Origin of the sequence: Serratia sp. 2C06 (genome assembly GCF_050037615.1) — a bacterium.
Classification (GTDB): Bacteria; Pseudomonadota; Gammaproteobacteria; order Enterobacterales; family Enterobacteriaceae; genus Serratia; species Serratia ureilytica.
Window position 1 is genome coordinate 1,560,252 of record NZ_CP188299.1, and the last position, 20,355, is coordinate 1,580,606.

A 20,355-nucleotide genomic window follows, 5' to 3' on the forward strand; every position below is an offset into this window, starting at 1 on the left:
GGGGGCCTTTGTGCCCCCCGATTTGTCTGGAGAATCCAAAATGGCAAAAGAATTCAGCCGCGGTCAACGCGTGGCGCAAGAGATGCAGAAAGAGATTGCGATCATTCTGCAGCGTGAAGTGAAAGATCCGCGCGTCGGCATGGCGACCGTTTCCGGCGTGGAAGTGTCCCGCGACCTGGCGTATGCCAAGGTTTACGTCACCTTCCTGAACGTGCTGACCGAGAACCACGATCCGGATCTGGTCACCAACGGCATCAAAGCGTTGCAGGACGCTTCCGGCTATATCCGCACCCTGCTGGGCAAAGCGATGCGCCTGCGCGTGGTGCCGGAGCTGACCTTCGCTTACGACAACTCCCTGGTGGAAGGCATGCGCATGTCCAACCTGGTGACCAACGTGGTGAAGAACGACGCAGAGCGCCGTTCCGCCTCAGGCGATGACAAGGAGGATTAATGAGTCGCCCTCGTCGCCGCGGCCGTGACATCCACGGCGTGCTGTTGCTGGACAAGCCGCAGGGGTTGTCGTCCAACGATGCGCTGCAAAAAGTAAAACGTCTGTACAACGCCAACCGAGCGGGCCATACCGGCGCGCTCGATCCGTTGGCGACCGGCATGTTGCCTATCTGCCTGGGCGAAGCGACCAAGTTTTCGCAATACCTGCTCGATTCCGACAAGCGCTATCGGGTGATCGCCAAGCTGGGGCAGCGTACCGATACCTCCGACGCCGACGGGCAGATCGTGCAGGAACGCCCGGTGAACTTCACCCAGGCGCAGCTCGACGCGGCGCTGGACACCTTCCGCGGCGACATCCAGCAGGTGCCGTCGATGTATTCGGCGTTGAAATACCAGGGCAAGAAACTCTACGAGTATGCGCGCCAGGGCATCGAAGTGCCGCGCGAAGCGCGCAGCATTACGGTGTACGAGCTGCAGTTTATCCGCTGGGAAGGGGATGAACTCGAGCTGGAGATTCACTGCTCGAAAGGCACCTACATCCGCACCATCACCGACGATCTCGGCGAGCTGCTGGGCTGCGGCGCGCACGTGATCTATCTGCGCCGCCTGCAGGTGGCGACTTATCCCATCGCGCGCATGGTGACGCTGGAACAGCTGAACGCCTTGGTGGCGCAGGCGCAGGAACAAGCGATCGCGCCCGGCGAGCTGCTCGATCCGCTGCTGATGCCGATGGACAGCCCGGTTGAGAACTATCCGGAAGTGAATTTGCTGCCGGTGGTGGCGGGTTACGTCAAGCAGGGGCAACCGGTGCAAGTGGCCGGCGCGCCGGCATCCGGCCTGGTGCGCATCACCGAGGGTGAAGAGCGGAAATTCATCGGCGTTGGCGACATCGCCGAGGATGGTCGCGTGGCGCCGCGCCGCCTGGTGGTCGAGCATTTCGACTGACGGCGGGGCACTGCGTCGCCTTGCGATCGCACTGCGCTAAGAGTAGAATGGCGCAGCTTATGCATTGGGTTGCTGAATTAGAGATCGGCGCCTGTTTTTATTATCTATAATCTGGAGTATTACAATGTCTCTAAGTGTTGAAGCTAAAGCTCAAATCGTAGCTGATTTCGGTCGTGGTACTAACGACAGCGGTTCTACCGAAGTTCAGGTTGCCCTGCTGACTGCGCAGATCAACCATCTGCAAGGCCACTTCTCCGAGCACAAAAAAGATCACCACAGCCGTCGTGGTCTGCTGCGTATGGTTTCTCAGCGTCGTAAGCTGCTGGACTACCTGAAGCGTAAAGATGTAGCACGTTACACCAGCCTGATCGAGCGTCTGGGTCTGCGTCGCTAATCTAGCAAGTTTCAGTGGAAAGGGGCCTATTTTGGCCCCTTTCTTCTAGGAAGCATAAGCAAATCAGGTTAATGTATTACTGATGTTTCCAAACAGGTTCTTCCGTTACAGAGGTTCGCGCGGCTAATGAGAGGCTTTATCTCCCGCCTGAGATAAGGATTGTCATTAGTCGCGAGGATGTAGTGAGAAGGCAAATCGAGTCACAGGCGTGTCGAGTCGTCAATGCGATTGCGCGCCGTTAATCAAGGATATAATTTTGCTGACACCGATCATTCGCAAATTCCAATATGGCCAGCATACCGTCACCATCGAAACCGGTATGATGGCGCGTCAGGCCACCGCCGCCGTTATGGTGAGCATGGATGACACCGCCGTATTCGTTACCGTCGTTGGCCAGAAAAAAGCCAAGCCGGGCCAGAGCTTCTTCCCGCTGACGGTGAACTACCAAGAGCGTACCTACGCCGCCGGCCGTATCCCGGGCAGCTTCTTCCGCCGCGAAGGCCGTCCGAGCGAAGGCGAGACCCTGACTTCCCGTCTGATCGACCGCCCGATCCGTCCACTGTTCCCGGACAGCTTCCTGAACGAAGTTCAGGTGATCGCGACCGTGGTTTCCGTTAACCCGCAGGTGAACCCGGACATCGTTGCGATGATCGGCGCCTCTGCCGCCCTGAGCCTGTCCGGTATTCCGTTCAACGGCCCAATCGGCGCCGCGCGCGTAGGTTACATCAACGATCAGTACGTACTGAACCCAACGACCGATGAACTGAAAGAAAGCCGTCTGGATCTGGTGGTTGCCGGTACCGCCGGCGCGGTGCTGATGGTGGAATCCGAAGCTGACGTGCTGAGCGAAGATCAGATGCTGGGCGCCGTGGTGTTCGGCCACGACCAGCAGCAAGTGGTTATCGAAAACATCAACGCGCTGGTTGCCGAAGCCGGCAAGCCGAAGTGGGATTGGCAGGCGCCTGCGGTCAACGAAGCGCTGCACGCGCGCGTGGCTGAACTGGCCGAAGCTCGCCTGGGCGACGCTTACCACATTACCGAAAAACAAGAGCGTTACGCTCAGGTTGACGCGATCAAAGACAGCGTGGTTGAAACCCTGCTGGCGCAGGACGAAACGCTGGACGCCGGCGAAATCCAGGACATCCTGGGCACCGTCGAGAAGAACGTGGTGCGCAGCCGCGTACTGCGTGGCGAGCCGCGTATCGACGGCCGTGAAAAAGACATGATCCGTGGCCTGGATGTGCGCACCGGCGTACTGCCGCGCACCCACGGTTCCGCGCTGTTCACCCGTGGCGAAACTCAGGCGCTGGTTACCGCGACCCTGGGCACCGCGCGCGACGCACAGAACCTGGACGAGCTGATGGGCGAGAAGACCGACAGCTTCCTGTTCCACTACAACTTCCCTCCGTACTCCGTAGGCGAAACCGGCATGGTCGGTTCTCCTAAGCGTCGTGAAATCGGTCACGGTCGCCTGGCGAAACGCGGCGTATTGGCTATGATGCCTAAACCGGAAGATTTCCCGTACACGGTTCGCGTGGTGTCTGAAATCACCGAATCCAACGGTTCTTCTTCCATGGCTTCCGTGTGCGGCGCGTCTCTGGCGCTGATGGACGCCGGTGTGCCAATCAAGGCTGCCGTTGCGGGTATCGCGATGGGCCTGGTGAAAGAAGCCGATAACTATGTGGTTCTGTCCGACATTCTGGGTGACGAAGATCACCTGGGCGACATGGACTTCAAAGTGGCCGGTAGCCGCGACGGTATCACCGCGCTGCAGATGGACATCAAAATCGAAGGCATCACCCGCGAAATCATGCAGGTGGCTCTGAACCAGGCCAAGGGCGCGCGTCTGCACATCCTGGGCGTAATGGAACAGGCTATCAGCACTCCGCGCGGCGATATCTCCGAATTCGCACCGCGTATTCATACTATCCGCATCAACCCGGATAAAATCAAAGACGTGATCGGTAAGGGCGGTTCCGTTATCCGCGCGCTGACCGAAGAGACTGGCACTACCATCGAAATTGAAGATGATGGTACAGTTAAAATCGCTGCGACCGACGGTGAGAAAGCGAAATTCGCTATCCGTCGCATCGAAGAGATCACGGCAGAGATCGAAGTGGGCCGTATCTACCAGGGTAAAGTGACCCGTATCGTTGATTTCGGCGCATTCGTCGCTATCGGCGGTGGTAAAGAAGGCCTGGTGCACATTTCTCAGATCGCCGACAAGCGCGTTGAGAAAGTGACCGACTATCTGCAGATGGGTCAGGAAGTGCCGGTTAAGGTACTGGAAGTTGACCGTCAGGGCCGCGTGCGTCTGAGCATCAAAGAAGCGATGGCGCCGGAAGCAGGTTCACCTGCGCCTGAAGCAGAATAACTGTATAGATAGTTTTACAGCTCCCCGCCACGGGGTTGGGAGCTGTTCGTATCGCGCGGGTAGGATGCCCGCGTTTTAGCAAACGGAGGACAGGACGTTCATCCAATGTTTGTCTTCGGGAGTGGGAAATGAAGCCTTTCTTGCGCTGGTGTTACGTTGCGACAGCACTCATGCTGGCAGGATGCAGCAACCATGATTGGCGTAAAGACGAAGTTTTGGCAATCCCGTTGCAGCCAACGTTGCAGCAGGAAGTGATCCTGGCGCGCATGGAACAAATTCTTGCCAGCCGGGCACTGACGGATGACGAACGCGCACAGCTTTTATATGAGCGCGGTGTGCTGTATGATAGCCTCGGGTTACGTGCATTAGCGCGCAATGATTTCTCGCAGGCGCTGGCGATACGTCCCGACATGCCGGAAGTTTTCAACTACCTGGGCATTTACTTAACGCAGGCAGGCAATTTTGATGCTGCCTATGAAGCGTTTGATTCTGTACTAGAGCTTGATCCAACTTACAATTACGCGCGTTTAAACCGGGGCATCGCACTGTATTATGGCGGCCGCTTCCCGTTGGCGCAGGATGATCTGCAGGCGTTTTATCAAGACGACCCAAACGATCCCTTCCGTTCGTTATGGCTGTATCTGGTGGAGAGAGAAATCGATCCCAAGAAGGCCGAGGTAGCGCTTCAGCAGCGCTATGACAAAGCGGACAGAGGGCAATGGGGATGGAATATTGTCGAATTCTACCTGGGCAAGATCAGCGAAAAAACGCTGATGGAACGCCTCAAGGCAGATGCAACGGATAACACTTCGCTCGCTGAGCATCTCAGTGAAACTGACTTCTATTTGGGTAAACACTACCTGAGTCTGGGGGACAAGGACACCGCTTCGGCGCTGTTCAAACTGACGGTGTCTAACAACGTTCACAACTTCGTTGAGCACCGCTATGCATTGTTGGAATTGGCGCTTTTGGGCCAAGAGCAAGACGACCTATCGGAATCGGACCAGCAATAGCTGACGAACACCTATCAGCCTGATGAACATTGGTTTTTAACCAAAGTTATCGCCTTAACGGGCGAGGGCTTTTTTGTTCGTTTTATAATCTAATTTGAGCCGGTTCACACTTTTCAATGAAAATGACTGAAAATTTTCTCGACGAGTTATGTAGACTGGCTGCCATTATTAATGAGGCACGTGTACATGACGACTGAGTTTGAAACCTCTTTTGCTGATCTGGGGCTGTCTGCTCCAATCATTTCCGCCCTGAACGATCTGGGCTATGAAAAACCATCTCCGATCCAGGCTGAGTGTATTCCTCACCTGTTGAACGGCCGCGACGTGCTGGGCATGGCACAGACCGGTAGTGGTAAAACTGCAGCGTTCTCGCTGCCGCTGCTGCACAACCTGCAGGCAGACCTGAAAGCACCTCAGATCCTGGTGCTGGCACCGACCCGCGAACTGGCGGTTCAGGTTGCCGAAGCGATGACCGATTTCTCCAAACACATGAACGGCGTTAACGTGGTAGCCCTGTACGGCGGCCAGCGTTACGACGTGCAGCTGCGCGCTCTGCGCCAGGGCCCGCAAATCGTTGTGGGTACCCCAGGCCGCCTGCTGGACCACCTGAAGCGCGGCACCCTGAACCTCTCCAACCTGAGCGGTCTGGTGCTGGATGAAGCCGACGAAATGCTGCGCATGGGCTTTATCGAAGACGTAGAAACCATCATGGCTGAGATCCCGGCTGAACATCAGACCGCGCTGTTCTCCGCCACCATGCCGGAAGCGATCCGTCGCATTACCCGCCGCTTCATGAAAGAGCCGCAGGAAGTGCGCATCCAATCCAGCGTGACCACCCGTCCGGACATTAGCCAGAGCTACTGGTCGGTCTACGGCATGCGTAAAAACGAAGCGCTGGTGCGTTTCCTGGAAGCCGAAGACTTTGACGCGGCGATCATCTTCGTCCGTACCAAGAACGCGACCCTGGAAGTGGCCGAAGCGCTGGAGCGCAGCGGTTACAGCAGCGCCGCGCTTAACGGCGACATGAATCAGGCGCTGCGTGAGCAGACTCTGGAGCGTCTGAAAGACGGTCGTCTGGATATCCTGATCGCGACCGACGTTGCGGCCCGTGGCCTGGACGTTGAGCGCATCAGCCTGGTTGTCAACTACGACATCCCGATGGACTCCGAGTCTTACGTTCACCGTATCGGCCGTACCGGTCGTGCGGGCCGCGCCGGCCGCGCGCTGCTGTTCGTGGAAAACCGCGAACGCCGCCTGCTGCGCAACATCGAACGCACCATGAAGCTGACCATCCCGGAAGTGGAGCTGCCGAACGCAGAACTGCTGGGCGAGCGTCGTCTGGCCAAGTTCGCCGCGAAAGTTCAGCAGCAGCTGGAAAGCAGCGATCTGGATCTGTACCGCGCGCTGCTGACCAAACTGCAGCCGGAAGAAGAGCTGGATATGGAAACCCTGGCCGCAGCGCTGCTGAAAATGGCTCAGGGCGAACGTCCGCTGATCCTGCCACCGGATCCGGTCTTCAAGCCGCGTCAGCGTCGTGAGTTCAACGACCGTGACGATCGCCGCGGCGACCGTCGTGACAGCCGCGACAGCCGTGACGGCGATCGTCCGCGTCGCGAACGTCGTGACGTTGGCGAAATGCAGCTGTACCGCATCGAAGTGGGCCGTGACGATGGCGTAGAAGTCCGTCATATCGTTGGCGCTATCGCTAACGAAGGCGACATCAGCAGCCGTTACATCGGCAACATCAAGCTGTTCGCTTCCCACTCCACCATCGAGCTGCCAAAAGGCATGCCGGGCGAGATCCTGAATCACTTCACTCGTACTCGCATCCTGAACAAGCCGATGAACATGCAGCTGCTGGGCGATGCACAGCCGTTCGAACGTCGCGAGCGTCGTGACGGCGGCAACGGCGGCGAGCGTCGCGGCAACGGTCGTCCGTTCAACGGCGAACGTCGCGAAGGCGGCCCACGTCGTTCCTTCGGCGAACGTCGTGAAGGCGGTAACGGCGGTGAGCGTCGTGGCGGTAACTACAACCGTGACGGCAAGCCGGCGCCACGCCGTGATGACGGCGCACCGGCGGCACCACGTCGTCGTTTCGGCGACGCGTAATCGCCGATTCTCCGTTCGCGGTGAGTGCTCTGAAAAACCAGCCTGCGGGCTGGTTTTTTTATGCCTGAAAATTGCCGTCAAACGCCCCTGAATGGCGTATCATTCATAAGGTTTTTTCTTACGGATGATATGCACGGGAGATGCCATGAGTTGGCAGCAGTTTAAATCTCAATACCTGGTGCGCTTTTGGGCACCGCTGCCGGCGGTGATCGCCGCCGGGATCCTCTCTACCTACTACTTCGGCATGACCGGCACCTTCTGGGCAGTGACCGGCGAATTCACGCGCTGGGGCGGCCATGTGCTGCAGTGGTTCGGTCTGCACCCTGAACAGTGGGGCTATTTCAAGGTGATCGGTTTGCAGGGCACGCCGCTGGAGCGCATCGACGGGCGCATGATCATCGGCATGTTCGCCGGCTGCATCGCCGCCGCGTTGTGGGCCAACAACATCAAGCTGCGTCAACCGCAGCATCGCATTCGCATCGTCCAGGCGCTGCTGGGCGGCATCATCGCCGGTTTCGGCGCGCGCCTGGCGATGGGGTGCAACCTGGCGGCCTTCTTCACCGGCATTCCTCAGTTCTCGTTGCACGCCTGGTTTTTCGCGCTGGCGACCGCCGCCGGCTCTTACTTCGGCGCCAAATTCACGCTGCTGCCGATGTTCCGCATCCCGGTCAAATTGCAAAAGGTGAAGGCCGCTGCGCCGCTGACGCAGAAGCCTGAGCAGGCGCGCCGCCGCTTCCGGCTGGGCATGGCCGTCTTCGGCCTGGCGGTGGCCTGGTCGCTGTGGACACTGTTCGATGCGCCGAAGCTCGGCATCGCCATGCTGTTCGGCATCGGCTTTGGCCTGCTGATCGAGCGCGCGCAGATCTGCTTCACTTCGGCGTTCCGCGATCTGTGGATCACCGGTCGCACCCACATGGCGAAAGCCATCATCATCGGCATGGCGGTGAGCGCCATCGGCATCTTCAGCTACGTGCAGCTCGGCGTGGCGCCGAAGATCATGTGGGCCGGCCCGAATGCGGTGCTGGGCGGTTTGCTGTTCGGCTTCGGCATCGTGCTGGCCGGCGGCTGCGAGACCGGTTGGATGTACCGCGCCGTGGAAGGGCAGGTGCACTACTGGTGGGTGGGGCTGGGCAACATCATCGGCGCTACGCTGCTGGCCTATTACTGGGACGACCTGGCGCCGGCGCTGGCGACCGACTACGACAAGATCAACCTGCTCGATACCTTCGGCCCGATCGGCGGCCTGCTGGTGACTTACCTGCTGCTGGCGCTGGCCTTCGCCGCCATGCTGTGGTGGGAGAAACGCTTTTTCCGCGCCCGGCCTGAGGCGCAGGTGGTGAATTTGAGGAGCATGCCATGAAAGCAACAACGATAGTGCCGGACTACCGGCTGGACATGCTGGGCGAGCCTTGCCCGTACCCGGCGGTGGCGACGCTGGAGGCGATGCCGCAGCTGAAGCCGGGGGAGATCCTGGAGGTGATCAGCGATTGCCCGCAGTCGATCAACAACATCCCGCTCGATGCGCGCAACCACGGCTACAAGGTGCTGGATATCCAGCAGGACGGGCCGACCATTCGCTACCTGATCCAGCGTTAACGCCAAGGCGGTGGGGTTCCCACCGCCTTTTCGCTTTTTAGCCCTTCACGATGTCGCCCTTCACGCCGGCGACGATCTCGAACGAACGCAGCCGCGCCTGATGATCGAAAATCTGGCCGTTGACCATGATCTCGTCGGCATCGGTTTCACGCAGCAGCGTTTGCAGCCCGTGGCGCACCGTTTTTTCATCGCCGACGATCGACATCCGCAGCGCCTGCTCGACGCCGTACTGCTCGCCGGCGGTCCACAGCGCGTGAATGTTATCCACCGGCGGCGGCAGCGGGCCGGGCGCACCGCGGCGCAGATTGATGAACTGCTGCTGCATCGAGCTGAACAGGAAGCGCGCGTCGCGGTCGCTGTCGGCGGCGATCACGTTGACGCAGACCATGGCGTGTGGCTGCGCCAGCTGTTTGGACGGTTTGAAGTTCTCGCGGTACAGCTGCAGCGCCTGGAACAGCATATCCGGGGCGAAGTGTGAAGCGAAGGCGAACGGCAGGCCGAGCTGCGCCGCCAGCTGTGCGCTGTAGAGGCTGGAACCGAGCAGCCAGAGCGGCACATGCAGCCCCTGGCCCGGCACCGCCTGCACCGGTTGCCCGGGCTGCGCGTCGCAGAAGTAGTTTTGCAGTTCCTGCACGTCGCGCGGGAAAGTATCCACGTCGCCGGACAGGTGGCGGCGCAGCGCCATCATGGTGCGCTGATCGGTGCCGGGCGCGCGGCCCAACCCCAAATCGATGCGCCCCGGGTAGAGCGACTCCAGCGTGCCGAATTGTTCGGCGATCACCAGCGGCGCATGGTTCGGCAGCATCACGCCGCCGGAGCCGAGGCGAATGCTCTGGGTGCCGGCGGCCAGATAGCCCAGCAGCACCGAGGTGGCGGCGCTGCCGATGCCGGTCATGTTGTGGTGCTCGGCCAGCCAGTAGCGCTGGTAGCCCCAGCGTTCGGCGTGCTGCGCCAAATCCAGCGAACAGTGGAAAGCGTCGCGCGCCTTGGCCCCTTGCGGGATTGGCGATAAATCCAGTACCGAAAGCGGTACGGCAGTGTGTTCAGTCATGACATCGTCCATCAGAGAGTGGATCGCTTAAAGGGCGATTGCAGGAGTCTGCATACTAAAAGGCCGAAAAAAAGATGCTTTTTAGTGTTAAAAGCATAATCCAATTTATAGTTATAAAAGAGGAGATATGTGCTTGTGATATCCTCATGAGTGCAATGGTGTTTTTTGGAGCAATTTGAGACATGGAAATGATTATCCCCGCCCGCCGCTTACCGTTCCGGGAGCTGACATAATGAAAAAAAAGACGCTGTTTACCCTGTTGCTGATGTTGGCGGCGATCGCATTGGCGATCCTGTTCCGCGCGCACAATCAGGATCTGTTGCTGCAGGGTGAAGTGGATGCCCCCGAAGTGATCGTCGCATCCAAAGCGAAAGGCCGGGTCGTTGAACGCCTGATCGAACGCGGCGACGACGTGAAAAGCGGCCAGCTGATCATTCAACTCGATAGCCCCGAACTGATGGCGCAACTGCGTTCCGCACAGGCGACGCGCGACGAGGCCAAGGCGCAGCTTGAGCTGTCATTGCACGGTACCCGTGAAGAGAGCATCCGCAACCTGCGCGCCAACCTGGCGCAGGCCGAGGCGCAGTACCGCAATGCGCAAAACGACTACAACCGGAACCTGAGCGTGGCCGGCAAGGGCTATATCTCGAAGTCCGAGCTGGACGCTTCGCGCCGGTCGCGCGACACCGCCTTCCAACAGGTGCAGGCCGCCAAGGCCAATCTGGATGAAGGCATCAACGGCGACCGCGTCGAGCAGCGGCAGCAATATGCGGCGGCGCTGCGGGCGGCGGAAGAGAACCTGCTGCAGATCCAGGCGCAGAGCGACGATCTGCAGGTGAAAGCGCCGGTAGACGGCGAAGTGGGGCCGATCCCGGCCGAAGTGGGCGAATTGCTGAACGCCGGCAGCCCGCTGGTGACGTTGATCCGGGTGCCGGACGCCTACTTCGTGTTTAACCTGCGTGAAGACATCCTGGCCCACGTGCGCAAAGGCGACAAGGTCAAGCTGCGGGTGCCGGCGCTGAAGGACAAAATGATCGACACCGAGGTGCGCTACATCGCGCCGCTGGGGGATTACGCCACCAAACGCGCCACCCGCGCCACCGGCGACTTCGACCTGAAAACCTTCGAAGTGCGCCTGTATCCGTCACAGCCGGTGGACGGCCTGCGTCCGGGGATGAGCACCTTATGGCAATGGAAAGAGTAAGGGCCGGCTGGCGCTGCTTCAGTCACGCGTTCGACAAAGAGTGTCGCGTCGCCTTTCGCAGCCCGGTGGTGCACTGGCTGAGCTGGATCTTTCCGCTGATCCTGTTTGCGCTGATCAGCAGCAACTTCTCCGAAGGCACGCTGCTCGATCTGCCGGTCTCGGTGGTGGACAGCGATCACAGCCCGCTGTCCAAATCGCTGACGCGGCGGCTGGACGCCGGTTCGCACGCCCACGTCGAGGCTTACGGCGGTGGGTTGCCGGAGTCGCTGAGCCGCCTGCGCAGCGCGCAGGATTACGCGTTGCTGTATATCCCGCCGGACCTTGAGGCCAACGCGCTGTCGGGCAAACAGCCGAGCGTGGTGATGTACTACAATGCGTTGTTCTACGGCGCCGGGCTGTACTCCACCCAGGACTTTGGCGGCCTGATGAACGAAATCAACGCCAGCACCCGCAGCATCATCGCCACCGAGATGGGCAAGACGCTGCCGCCGTTGGCGGACGTGACGCTCTCCTACGGCAGCCTGTTCAACGCCAGCGGCAGCTATATCTATTACCAGCAGTTCGCCGCCACCATCCATCTGCTGCAGCTGTTCGCGGTGACCTGCATGATCTACGTGCTGGCGCGCAGCAAGTCGCTGCTGCAGGCCAAGCCGTTCAGCCTGGCGCTACTCGGCAAGCTGGCGCCGTACACGCTGTGTTTCACCACCCTGCTGATGGTCGAGATCGCGGCGCTGGTGGGCATCTTTGACGCCCGCGTCAGCGGCAACCCGCTGTTTATGCTGATGATTGGCCTGTTCTACGTGATGGCGGCGCAGAGTATCGGCCTGCTGCTGTACACCTTTACCGGCAGCACCATCACCGCCTACAGCCTGATCGGTATTTTGGTCAGTATCGCGATGACCTTCTCCGGCATGGCGGTGCCTGAGCTGTCGATGCCGCTGCCGGCGCGCATCATTTCCAACATCGAACCGCTGACCCACGCGCTGTACGCGATGTTCGACGTGTTCCTGCGGCAGGTGCACGCCAGCGCCATCTTCAGCGTGTGCGCGCTGCTGGCGGTCTATCCGCTGGTGGCCGCGCTGCTGGTGCGCAATCGCCTGCCGGCGCGGTTGGCAAAAGAGGGGAACGCCGGATGAAGCTCTATTGGCAAACCTTCGTTAAGGTGCTGCTCGGCATGCTGGAGCGGCCGGTGTGGCTGATGCTGATCCTGTCGCTGTGCATCATGAGCCTGGTGTACGCCAACCGCACGGTGTGGGATCTGCCGGTGGGGGTGGTCGATCAGGATCACAGCACCGCCAGCCGCCAGCTGATCCGCCAACTGGACGCCACCTCCAAGATCGCGATTGAAACCTACGACAGCCTGGAACAGGCGCAGCGCGATCTCAGCTGGCGCAAGCTGTTTGCGGTGATCATCATGCCGGTGGATCTGGAGAAGAAAATTCTCAGCGGGCAAAACATCGTGGTGCCGGTCTACGGCGACGCCACCAACCGCCTGGCCAACGGCCAGATCCAACAAGACGTGGTGGCGGCCTATCAGCAGCTGCTGACGGAGTACAACAACGGGCTGCTGCTGCGCAGCGGCTTCAGCGAACGGCAGGCGCAGATACTGCTGACGCCGATACTGGGACAAACGCTGGACGTGTTCAACCCCGGCATCAGCTTTGCGGCGATCATCTTCCCCGGGCTGTTGGTGATGCTGTTGCAGCACTCGTTGCTGATCGCCTGTATCCGCGTCAATATCGCCATGAAAAGCATGCCCGGCGGCAAAGCGCCGCTGGCGGCGCACCTCGGCGGGCTGACGGCGCTGCTGCCGATCTGGCTGTTCCTGTCGATCGTGTTGTTCGTGCTGTGGCCGTGGGTATTGGGCTATAGGCAGACGGCGAACATCGCCGAACTGCTGCTGCTGACCTTCCCGTTCCTGCTGGCGGTATTGGGACTGGGCAAGCTGGTGACCGAGTGCCTGCGCAGCGTCGAGATGATCTACCTGACGCTGGCGTTCATCACTACGCCGGTCTTCTACCTGTCCGGCACCATCTGGCCGCTGCAGTCGATGCCGGCCTGGGTGCGCGCCATCTCGTACAGCATTCCCTCCACCTGGGGCACCAAGGCGATCGCCGGCGTCAACCAGATGGGGCTGTCGCTGAATGAAGTGTGGGGCGACGTGGTGATGATGCTGATACTCGGCGTGGTCTACACCCTGCTGGGCTTCGGCGTGGCCTTCTTGCGCAACAGCGTGGCGCTGCGCGGGATGTTCAGGAAGCGGCGGGCGTAAGGGGAGGCATTGATGCCTTTCCCGGTGACGTTAAAAGATAATTAATCCAATGGGTTATTGCGTTATCCCCGCAGCCGGCGGGGATAACGCAAAGCGACCACAACCCGGCAATCGGGTTTCGGCCGCGCATAAGCTTTACTCGCTAGCGGCACGCAGCAACCCCTTCTTGAAATTCGGTCTGGCCCGCCGACAATCACGCACACCTTCAATCACGCCTGTTTGTGTTGCAGTGTTATGTTCTCTTTTTGATAAGGCTATTCCTAATTCTTTCAAACTTATCATCCCTAAAAAATAACCCTTCGACTATTTAGCCAAAAGTGATATTTGCCGGGATAGAACATTGCTTATCCAATTTTAATTGTTATATTTCTATTTCGCCTAAAATGATTAAGTTTTCTTAATTGTTTATGTGTGTGATGAACTCCTCGGGATTTACGATCTTAGCGTGCGGAAATCATTAATTGTAGGATAATTAAATGGATTGCTCGCTCATAGTCATGAGATTGGTCTGTAAACGGGATGTTTCAGATAGGTGCCGTTATGTAACAAATATGAAGGAGCATGATGTATGACGGGTAAATTAAGCGTTCAAACGGTTCTGTTTGAATATCATGGACAAAAATATAAGGTCTTCCTGGCATGCGATAAACGGCATGTTGGGTGCAACGAATTAAATCCGTTGTATTTTTTAGATGCCAACAGACATTTTGAGACCCTAATTAAGGCGGGTTATCACGGTGATGATGTATCCCCTGTGCTTTATATTGGAATCGGTTATCAGGAGGGTGTCGATATTAAGGCGGCTCGCACATTCGACTATACGGTGAGCGATGGCAGCGAGCGCTTTAAAGACGGGGGCGGAGCGGAGCAATTTTATCGATTTATTCAGGATGTCGTCAAACCGTGGGTCGAATGTCGTTTTAAGGTCAATAAGCAAATGCAAACGCTGGCGGGGCATTCGTTTGGCGGGCATTTCACCTTATACGTGGCGTTTCATCATCAAACGGCTTTTCAGCGCTATGTTGCCGCCAGTCCCGCGCTCTGGTGGGCGAATGGCGCAGTGCTGCCCGAAGGCGACGCTAAGCTTGCCGCAAGCATTGATTGGTTATCGCTGCTCTTAGGCAGCCGCGAGGAGCGGGCGGAGCCGGACAGTACCGATCTTGAGAAAGAGATCTTCCAGCGCATAGGGGATAACCCAAGGTTGAATGTCAGGAATCTGGCATCGCAGTTGGTGAAAGACGGCGAGCGCTGCAGCTTCGAGTTTCTTCCCGGGCGCAAACATCCGGCGGTGGCAAAAGATTATGCACGCATAGCGAATTTCGTTGCGAGCCAAAAACCACTGCCAACAGGGCTGTGACAGGAGAGGTTAAATGGATTTTAAAGTGACGAGAGGGTTGCTGCTTTTGGCTGGATTATTTTTCTCTATCACGGCGGTGGCAAAGCCTATTCAAACCGACGAGACCGCCTCATTGATTAACCAGCGATTGTCTTACATGAAAGACGTTGCCGGGTATAAGGCAAACAACCATCTGGCCATTGAGGATTTGCCTCAGGAAGCCAACGTATTGGCCAACTCAGTCCGCGAGGCGGAAGCATTGGGATTGGATGGCAAGTCGGTGGCTCCTTTTATACAGGCGCAAATGGATGCGGCCAAAGCGATTCAGTATCGCTACCGGGCAGACTGGCTGTCGGCGCCGGAAAACGGCTGGCAGCCTGAATCGCTGGACAGTGTGAGAGCGAAAATCAGCCGGCTGAATACCCAGATTTTGACCAGCGTCAGCAATAAATTGAAGAAAGGCGAGCGCTTTAATGACAGGTTTGTTTTTATGAAATCCCTGGAACAAACCCACCTGAAAGTTGGCGATAAAGAACGCCTGTGGCAGTCATTAAAGCGAATTGCGTTGAAAGGGTAATCGCCTGCCGTTGTTCTGGCTGAATGCGCCCGATGTGTGGTTTCGGGCGCATTCTCCTCGCGGGCGGCCAGCCGAATAATGGCGTTGAAAGGCTCCTCAGGCGAGGGAAAGCCCGGCGCCGGCCTCCATCACCCCACCAACGCCAACCCGGCCACGCGGCGCCAGTAGCCGTTGCAGTCGGCGTGGTCGGTCAAGGCCAGCGGCTGCTCGCCGCGTTCGTTGGCGCGGAAGGCATCGATCTGCGCCAGCGTCTCGGCGCCCTGCGGCGACAGCCGCACGATGTCCACCAGCCCCTGCATGTTCGGCAGCTCGTTGCCGAGGTTATAGCAGTAACCGCTCATCGTCTGGATGCCGTTGAGTACGAACACCTGCTGTTGTTCCTGCGAACGCATCATGCGGCCCTGCGGATACTTGATGCAGCAGGTTTCGCACTCGTCCTTGCCGCGATTCTCCGAGCGGGCGGTGAAGCAGCGCGCGGAATAGGCCAGCGGCAGATGGCCGTAGCTCAGCACCTCCACCTCGAAGTCGTGGCGGAAGCCCAGCTCGTCGCACTGCGTCAGCAGATTGGCCAGCCAGTCGCGCGACAGCTCGACCGGCATGCACCAGCGGATCATGCCCTGGCGGCGCAGCAGGCGCAGGGTATAGGCGTTGTAGCAGTTCAGCGCATGGCCGGCGACGAACGGCAGGCCGCGCTCCGCCGCCATGTTCACCGCGCCCAGATCGTTGGCTTCAAACAGGAACTCGCCGTTTTCCACATAGCGTTTCAGCTCATTCAGTTCGGACGGCGCCTGCAGCAGCGCCAGCGTGGAGATCACCACCTGTTTACCGCTGCGGGCGATTTCGCGCGCCAGCGCCAGCCAGTCGCCGACCTTCATCTCGCGGCGCTTGGCGCAGACGCTCTCGCCGAGATAAATGATGTCGGCGCTGCTGTCCGCCGCCTGTTGATAGAACGTTGCGATGTCGTTTTTCGGCCAGTAGTAGAGTACCGGCCCGAGTGCGTATTTCATGTTTCCTCCGGCTACTGCCATTTGCGGTGATAAGCGCCCAGCGTGGTCTGGGTGCCTTCGGACATCGCGCCCAGCGTCTCCATCCAGGCGGCGTCGGCGCGGTAGGCGGCCGGATCGGCCTGGCAACGGTCGATCGCCTGGCGCCAGACGCGCGCCACCTGGCTGACGTAAGCCGGGCTGCGCTGGCGGCCTTCGATCTTCACCGAAGCGATGTTGGCGGCCAGCAGCTCCGGCAGCAGCTCCAGGGTATTGAGGCTGGTGGGCTCTTCCAGCGCGTGGTAGCGCACGTCGTCCACCAGATAGCGGCCCTTGCACAGCGTCGGGTAACCGGCGTTTTCGTGGTCCTGATAGCGGTCGATCAGCACGTCGTTCAGGCGCGACTCCATGCCCTGTGCGGTTTGCTGCCAGCGCACGAAACGCGCCGGCGAACAGGCGCCGACGGTGTTCGGCGACTCGCCGGTCAGGTAGGAGGAGAGGTAGCAGCGCCCCTCGGCCATGATGCACAGGCTGCCGAAGGCGAACACTTCCAGCGGCACCGGGCTGGTGCGCGCCAGCTGTTTCACCTGGTGCATCGACAGCACCCGCGGCAGCACCACCCGGCCGACCTCGAAGTTGCGCTGGTAGAAACGGATCGCCTCCTCATTGGTGGCGGAAGCCTGTACCGAAACGTGGCGCTCCAGCTGCGGGTAGCGTTGGGCGGCGTATTCCAGCATCGCCAGATCCGCCAGAATCAACGCGTCGGCGCCCAGTTGGGCGGCCATATCCACCGCGCGCTGCCAGCGGGCGTAGCCGTCGGGATGGGCGAAGGTGTTGATGGCGATATGCAGTTTGCGGCCGTGGCGATGCACGTAATCGACCGCTTCCTGCAGCTTTTTCTCGGTGAAGTTGAGGCCGGCGAAGTGGCGCGCGTTGGTATCGTCTTTCAGACCGATGTAAACGGCATCGGCGCCGTTATCCACCGCGGCCTTCAGGGCCGGCAGGTTGCCGGCGGGACAAAGCAGCTCCATAGATTTATCCTGGCTTAGCCGTACGCCCGGCCGGGCGCACGCTGTCTTTAAAGGTTGCCGACGACGGTGTTCCGCCGGCAAACGCGAATCGGGGAGGCCATTTTAGGCAAAGGGGCGCGCACGGGTTTTGATTTGAGGCAGCTTATGGCGTATTGATAAACATGGCGGTGAAATGCACTATTTGTTGATATAGACCGCTGAAGCCGCGCGTCAGTGTGGCAAAATAGCGGTAGTCCGTATTGAAAGGAGTGGATGACCGTGTTGGAACAACTACGAGCACGTCTTGTGCGCCAGGGGCCGTCGCTGCTGCGCATCCCGCTGAAATTCACGCCGTTCGCTCTGCAGCGCCAACTGCTGCAACAGGTGCTGAGCTGGCAGTTCCGCCAGGCGTTGGCGGATGGCGATCTGGAATTTCTCGAATCGCGCTGGTTAAAGATCGAAGTTCGCGATCTGGCGCTACAATGGTTTATGACGGTAGAAAACGACAAACTGGTGGTCAGCCAGCACGCCGAAGCGGACGTCAGCTTCAGCGGCGACGCCAACGATCTGATCCTGATCGCGGCGCGTAAGCAAGATCCGGATACGCTGTTCTTTCAGCGTCGGCTGCAGATTGAAGGGGATACCGAATTGGGCCTGTATGTGAAAAATTTGATGGACGCCATTGAGCTGGAAAGCATGCCTGCGCCGCTGCGCATGGGGCTGTTGCAGTTGGCTGATTTTGTCGAAGCAGGGCTGCAGGAGGGCACGGCGTCGGCTTCCCGTGTGGCGGCATCATGCTGATCCGCGTAGAGATCCCGGTAGACGCGGCGGGCATCGATGCCTTGCTGCGCCGCGCCTTTGGCCGCGACGACGAAGCCGACCTGGTGCAGCAGCTGCGCGAAGACGGCCTGCTGACGCTGGGCGTGGTCGCCACTGACGACGAAGGCGGGGTGGTGGGGTACGCCGCGTTCAGCCCGGTAGACGTGGCCGGCGAAGACCGCCAATGGGTGGCGCTGGCGCCCCTGGCGGTAGACGAAAGCCTGCGCCGCCAGGGGCTGGCTGAAAAGCTGGTGTACGAGGGGTTGGATTCGCTGAACGAATTCAGCTACGCCGCGGTGGTGGTGCTGGGCGATCCGGCCTATTACGGCCGCTTCGGTTTCAAACCGGCCGCCGCCTATGGCCTGAATTGTCGCTGGCCGGACACGGAAAGCGCATTCCAGGTGTATCCGCTGGCGCAAGACGCTCTGAATGGCGTCAGCGGCGAAGTGGCGTTTTCGGCGCCGTTTAATCGCTTTTAACGACCGGCAATAGAGACTCCAACGACAGCGGCGGGTGATTCACCAGCCGCTCTTTTTGTATTTTGCTCAGCTGTTTGACGCGGTATTCCAGCTTCAGCGCCGTTGAGCGATCCCCCACCTGGCAGTGAAACGCCAGCGTCAGCTCCCCTTTACCGCGCAGCGCCTTGGCGCCTTTGCCGGCTTGATGTTGCGCCAGGCGGCGCGCCACGTCGGTGGTGATGCCGGTATACAGCATGCCGCTCGGTAAACGCAGCATGTAGAGGTGCCAGGGAGTGGGGGTAGTGTCGGTCATCGTACGCCGTTTCGGTGGCCAGGGTCGGCGTATGATGGCATGTTCGCCGTCACAATCCCATCCCCGGCCGCCAGAGCCTTACCGCTTTACCCCTTTTTTCCCGCCAGCTCGAAGCGCGGCGAGACGATGCCGTACAGCGTCCAGCCGAGGAAGGTGGCGATGGCGCCCCACATCATCGCTTCCTCACCGGAGCTGTAAAGCGCATAGAAGCTGTACAGCGCGCCGATGCCGGCGATGATATTGGCGATGCGCGCCTTGTTGTCTGGCACCTTCGCCACTTTCTGAATAATGACCAGCGCCGCCATCGACAGGATGTAAGGGATGATGTTGGTCACCACCGCCAGGTTCACCAGCACGTTGAACTGCTTGTTCAGCGACGGGCTGATGGTCATCAGAGACAAACCGCTCTGGATGACGACGATGGTCAGCATGCCTTTGACCGGCGCGTCGGCCTTGCTCAGCTTGGAGAAGATTTTCGGGAAGAAGCCGCTGTCGGCGGAGGATTTGAACACCTGGGCGATGGTGAACTGCCAACCGAGCAGCGAGCCGACGCAGGACATCACCATCAACGCCATGATGATCTTGCCGACCGTCGGATTGAACATGTGGGAGAACGCCAGCCCGAACGGGGCGGTGGAGTTGGCCAGATCCATGTTTGGCACGATGCCGGCGATCACGTTGGTCGAAACGATATAGATCACCGCCGCGCTGAGTGTGCCGCCCAGTACGGCGATCGGCACGTTGCGCTCCGGATTTTCCACCACGTCGGTGTTGGCGCAGGCGGATTCCAGCCCCAGGAACGCCCACAGGGTCATTGAGATCGAGGCGCCAATGGCTTCGAAGGTCGGCACCTGATGCGGGTTCCAGGCGGCGACGTAGGCGCTGCCGCTGAACCAGTACCAGCCGATGACCGAGATGCCCACCACCGGAATGATCACGCCCCAGACGGTGATGCCGCTGATTTTGCCGGTGATGCGCGCGCCGCCGAAGTTGGCGACGGTCGCCAGCCACAGCACGCCGATGGTGGCGATACAGATCCCGAGCGGGCTGAGCGTGGTGTCGAACAGCTCGGTGCCGTAGCCGACGGCGGAAATGGCGATGGCGATATTGGCGATCAGCAGCGAAACGCCGTAGGTGTAGTTCGCCATGAAGTTGCCTGATTTACCGAAGGCGTATTCGGCGTAGCCGCCCATGCCGCCGGATTTACGGCTGAACATGCCGCATTTGGCGAACGCGTAGGCCAGCGCCATCGAGCCGACGGCGGTCACCAGCCAGGAAACTATCGAAATCGTGCCCACTTCGGCCAGCTTGGTCGGCAGCATAATTATGCCGGAACCCATCATATTCACGGCGGTCAGGATCGTTAATTGCACGACCCCCATTTTATTGTTGGACTTACTCATGATCATTTTCTCTTTTAGGATGCGATCCGGGCGGCGAGAATAATCGCC

The 20,355-nt window shown here is 59.4% G+C and carries 21 protein-coding genes; 16 read left to right on the plus strand and 5 right to left on the minus strand.

Going from position 1 to position 20,355, the window contains the following annotated elements:
- The first annotated feature begins 40 nt into the window (after positions 1-40).
- The 9 genes from rbfA to yedF all read left to right on the plus strand — a co-directional run bounded on the left by rbfA (position 41) and on the right by yedF (position 8,881).
- Positions 41-451, plus strand: coding sequence for a 30S ribosome-binding factor RbfA (gene rbfA / locus ACP3TA_RS07805; protein ID WP_004933508.1), 411 nt, complete (start codon positions 41-43; stop codon positions 449-451).
- Positions 451-1,395 carry a tRNA pseudouridine(55) synthase TruB gene (gene truB, locus ACP3TA_RS07810; RefSeq protein ID WP_033641660.1) on the plus strand — a complete coding sequence of 315 codons (945 nt, stop codon included), beginning with the start codon at positions 451-453 and terminating at the stop codon, positions 1,393-1,395. The genes rbfA and truB overlap by 1 nt, the downstream gene beginning before the upstream one ends.
- Before the next feature lie 124 nt (positions 1,396-1,519).
- Complete coding sequence (gene rpsO, locus ACP3TA_RS07815) at positions 1,520-1,789, plus strand: 30S ribosomal protein S15 (protein ID WP_004933502.1); 270 nt, start codon at positions 1,520-1,522, stop codon at positions 1,787-1,789.
- A 256-nt stretch (positions 1,790-2,045) separates the two neighbouring features.
- Positions 2,046-4,163 carry a polyribonucleotide nucleotidyltransferase gene (gene pnp / locus ACP3TA_RS07820; protein ID WP_016929321.1) on the plus strand — a complete coding sequence of 706 codons (2,118 nt, stop codon included), beginning with the start codon at positions 2,046-2,048 and terminating at the stop codon, positions 4,161-4,163.
- A gap of 128 nt (positions 4,164-4,291) precedes the next feature.
- Entirely contained in the window at positions 4,292-5,176 is an 885-nt protein-coding gene (gene nlpI / locus ACP3TA_RS07825) for a lipoprotein NlpI (protein ID WP_004933495.1), read from the plus strand.
- 122 nt (positions 5,177-5,298) lie between these two features.
- The gene (gene yrbN, locus ACP3TA_RS07830; RefSeq protein WP_223182019.1) at positions 5,299-5,373 is read left to right on the plus strand and encodes a protein YrbN; all 75 of its coding nucleotides are present in this window, start codon (positions 5,299-5,301) and stop codon (positions 5,371-5,373) included.
- A complete protein-coding gene (locus ACP3TA_RS07835) occupies positions 5,363-7,285 on the plus strand; it encodes a DEAD/DEAH family ATP-dependent RNA helicase (RefSeq protein ID WP_033641661.1) in 1,923 nt (640 codons plus the stop codon). Before yrbN ends, ACP3TA_RS07835 begins: the two co-directional genes overlap by 11 nt.
- 145 nt (positions 7,286-7,430) lie before the next feature.
- Positions 7,431-8,645, plus strand: coding sequence for a selenium metabolism membrane protein YedE/FdhT (yedE, locus tag ACP3TA_RS07840; RefSeq protein ID WP_016929320.1), 1,215 nt, complete (start codon positions 7,431-7,433; stop codon positions 8,643-8,645).
- Positions 8,642-8,881 carry a sulfurtransferase-like selenium metabolism protein YedF gene (yedF, locus tag ACP3TA_RS07845; RefSeq protein ID WP_033641662.1) on the plus strand — a complete coding sequence of 80 codons (240 nt, stop codon included), beginning with the start codon at positions 8,642-8,644 and terminating at the stop codon, positions 8,879-8,881. Before yedE ends, yedF begins: the two co-directional genes overlap by 4 nt.
- Positions 8,882-8,918: 37 nt before the next feature.
- Here yedF and ACP3TA_RS07850 read toward each other — a convergent pair whose 3' ends face one another.
- Positions 8,919-9,932 carry a luciferase-like monooxygenase gene (locus tag ACP3TA_RS07850; protein WP_187307333.1) on the minus strand — a complete coding sequence of 338 codons (1,014 nt, stop codon included), beginning with the start codon at positions 9,930-9,932 and terminating at the stop codon, positions 8,919-8,921.
- A gap of 232 nt (positions 9,933-10,164) precedes the next feature.
- Between ACP3TA_RS07850 and ACP3TA_RS07855 the strand changes: the two genes are divergently transcribed.
- The 5 genes from ACP3TA_RS07855 (at position 10,165) to ACP3TA_RS07875 (ending at position 15,321) form a co-directional block, all read left to right on the plus strand.
- Positions 10,165-11,136 carry an HlyD family secretion protein gene (locus ACP3TA_RS07855; protein WP_033638900.1) on the plus strand — a complete coding sequence of 324 codons (972 nt, stop codon included), beginning with the start codon at positions 10,165-10,167 and terminating at the stop codon, positions 11,134-11,136.
- Positions 11,118-12,272 (plus strand): ABC transporter permease, encoded by a 1,155-nt coding sequence (locus tag ACP3TA_RS07860; protein ID WP_028127576.1) that lies wholly within the window; start codon positions 11,118-11,120, stop codon positions 12,270-12,272. Before ACP3TA_RS07855 ends, ACP3TA_RS07860 begins: the two co-directional genes overlap by 19 nt.
- Complete coding sequence (locus tag ACP3TA_RS07865) at positions 12,269-13,408, plus strand: ABC transporter permease (protein ID WP_016929316.1); 1,140 nt, start codon at positions 12,269-12,271, stop codon at positions 13,406-13,408. The genes ACP3TA_RS07860 and ACP3TA_RS07865 overlap by 4 nt, the downstream gene beginning before the upstream one ends.
- Positions 13,409-13,976: 568 nt before the next feature.
- Positions 13,977-14,765 (plus strand): alpha/beta hydrolase, encoded by a 789-nt coding sequence (locus ACP3TA_RS07870; protein WP_060660030.1) that lies wholly within the window; start codon positions 13,977-13,979, stop codon positions 14,763-14,765.
- Between the two features lie 13 nt (positions 14,766-14,778).
- Positions 14,779-15,321 carry a chorismate mutase gene (locus tag ACP3TA_RS07875; RefSeq protein ID WP_033641664.1) on the plus strand — a complete coding sequence of 181 codons (543 nt, stop codon included), beginning with the start codon at positions 14,779-14,781 and terminating at the stop codon, positions 15,319-15,321.
- Positions 15,322-15,449: 128 nt separating this feature from the next.
- On the opposite strand, the gene ACP3TA_RS07880 is transcribed toward ACP3TA_RS07875, so the two are convergent.
- Positions 15,450-16,328 carry a U32 family peptidase gene (locus ACP3TA_RS07880; RefSeq protein WP_033641665.1) on the minus strand — a complete coding sequence of 293 codons (879 nt, stop codon included), beginning with the start codon at positions 16,326-16,328 and terminating at the stop codon, positions 15,450-15,452.
- A gap of 11 nt (positions 16,329-16,339) precedes the next feature.
- The gene (ubiU, locus tag ACP3TA_RS07885; RefSeq protein WP_033641666.1) at positions 16,340-17,335 is read right to left on the minus strand and encodes a ubiquinone anaerobic biosynthesis protein UbiU; all 996 of its coding nucleotides are present in this window, start codon (positions 17,333-17,335) and stop codon (positions 16,340-16,342) included.
- Between the two features lie 258 nt (positions 17,336-17,593).
- Between ubiU and ubiT the strand changes: the two genes are divergently transcribed.
- Together ubiT and ACP3TA_RS07895 are read left to right on the plus strand one after the other, a co-directional pair.
- Positions 17,594-18,115, plus strand: a complete 522-nt coding sequence (gene ubiT, locus ACP3TA_RS07890) for a ubiquinone anaerobic biosynthesis accessory factor UbiT (protein WP_033644181.1) — start codon at positions 17,594-17,596, stop codon at positions 18,113-18,115.
- Entirely contained in the window at positions 18,109-18,612 is a 504-nt protein-coding gene (locus ACP3TA_RS07895) for a GNAT family N-acetyltransferase (RefSeq protein WP_021504238.1), read from the plus strand. Before ubiT ends, ACP3TA_RS07895 begins: the two co-directional genes overlap by 7 nt.
- Here ACP3TA_RS07895 and ACP3TA_RS07900 read toward each other — a convergent pair.
- The gene (locus ACP3TA_RS07900) at positions 18,599-18,904 is read right to left on the minus strand and encodes a GIY-YIG nuclease family protein (protein ID WP_139120340.1); all 306 of its coding nucleotides are present in this window, start codon (positions 18,902-18,904) and stop codon (positions 18,599-18,601) included. The genes ACP3TA_RS07895 and ACP3TA_RS07900 overlap by 14 nt on opposite strands.
- Before the next feature lie 86 nt (positions 18,905-18,990).
- A complete protein-coding gene (potE, locus tag ACP3TA_RS07905) occupies positions 18,991-20,307 on the minus strand; it encodes a putrescine-ornithine antiporter (RefSeq protein ID WP_033648789.1) in 1,317 nt (438 codons plus the stop codon).
- Between the last annotated feature and the right edge of the window lie 48 nt (positions 20,308-20,355).

Bases quoted from the DNA above. Each gene is read 5' to 3' on its own strand.
- ACP3TA_RS07880 (WP_033641665.1), bottom strand. From the start codon at position 16,328: ATGAAATACGCACTCGGGCCGGTACTCTACTACTGGCCGAAAAACGAC.
- nlpI (WP_004933495.1), top strand. From the start codon at position 4,292: ATGAAGCCTTTCTTGCGCTGGTGTTACGTTGCGACAGCACTCATGCTG.
- ACP3TA_RS07875 (WP_033641664.1), top strand. From the start codon at position 14,779: ATGGATTTTAAAGTGACGAGAGGGTTGCTGCTTTTGGCTGGATTATTT.
- potE (WP_033648789.1), bottom strand. From the start codon at position 20,307: ATGAGTAAGTCCAACAATAAAATGGGGGTCGTGCAATTAACGATCCTG.
- yedF (WP_033641662.1), top strand. From the start codon at position 8,642: ATGAAAGCAACAACGATAGTGCCGGACTACCGGCTGGACATGCTGGGC.
- rbfA (WP_004933508.1), top strand. From the start codon at position 41: ATGGCAAAAGAATTCAGCCGCGGTCAACGCGTGGCGCAAGAGATGCAG.
- ACP3TA_RS07850 (WP_187307333.1), bottom strand. From the start codon at position 9,932: ATGACTGAACACACTGCCGTACCGCTTTCGGTACTGGATTTATCGCCA.
- ACP3TA_RS07835 (WP_033641661.1), top strand. From the start codon at position 5,363: ATGACGACTGAGTTTGAAACCTCTTTTGCTGATCTGGGGCTGTCTGCT.
- ACP3TA_RS07860 (WP_028127576.1), top strand. From the start codon at position 11,118: ATGGCAATGGAAAGAGTAAGGGCCGGCTGGCGCTGCTTCAGTCACGCG.
- ACP3TA_RS07865 (WP_016929316.1), top strand. From the start codon at position 12,269: ATGAAGCTCTATTGGCAAACCTTCGTTAAGGTGCTGCTCGGCATGCTG.
- yedE (WP_016929320.1), top strand. From the start codon at position 7,431: ATGAGTTGGCAGCAGTTTAAATCTCAATACCTGGTGCGCTTTTGGGCA.
- truB (WP_033641660.1), top strand. From the start codon at position 451: ATGAGTCGCCCTCGTCGCCGCGGCCGTGACATCCACGGCGTGCTGTTG.
- ACP3TA_RS07855 (WP_033638900.1), top strand. From the start codon at position 10,165: ATGAAAAAAAAGACGCTGTTTACCCTGTTGCTGATGTTGGCGGCGATC.
- ACP3TA_RS07900 (WP_139120340.1), bottom strand. From the start codon at position 18,904: ATGACCGACACTACCCCCACTCCCTGGCACCTCTACATGCTGCGTTTA.
- ubiU (WP_033641666.1), bottom strand. From the start codon at position 17,335: ATGGAGCTGCTTTGTCCCGCCGGCAACCTGCCGGCCCTGAAGGCCGCG.
- ACP3TA_RS07895 (WP_021504238.1), top strand. From the start codon at position 18,109: ATGCTGATCCGCGTAGAGATCCCGGTAGACGCGGCGGGCATCGATGCC.
- rpsO (WP_004933502.1), top strand. From the start codon at position 1,520: ATGTCTCTAAGTGTTGAAGCTAAAGCTCAAATCGTAGCTGATTTCGGT.
- ACP3TA_RS07870 (WP_060660030.1), top strand. From the start codon at position 13,977: ATGACGGGTAAATTAAGCGTTCAAACGGTTCTGTTTGAATATCATGGA.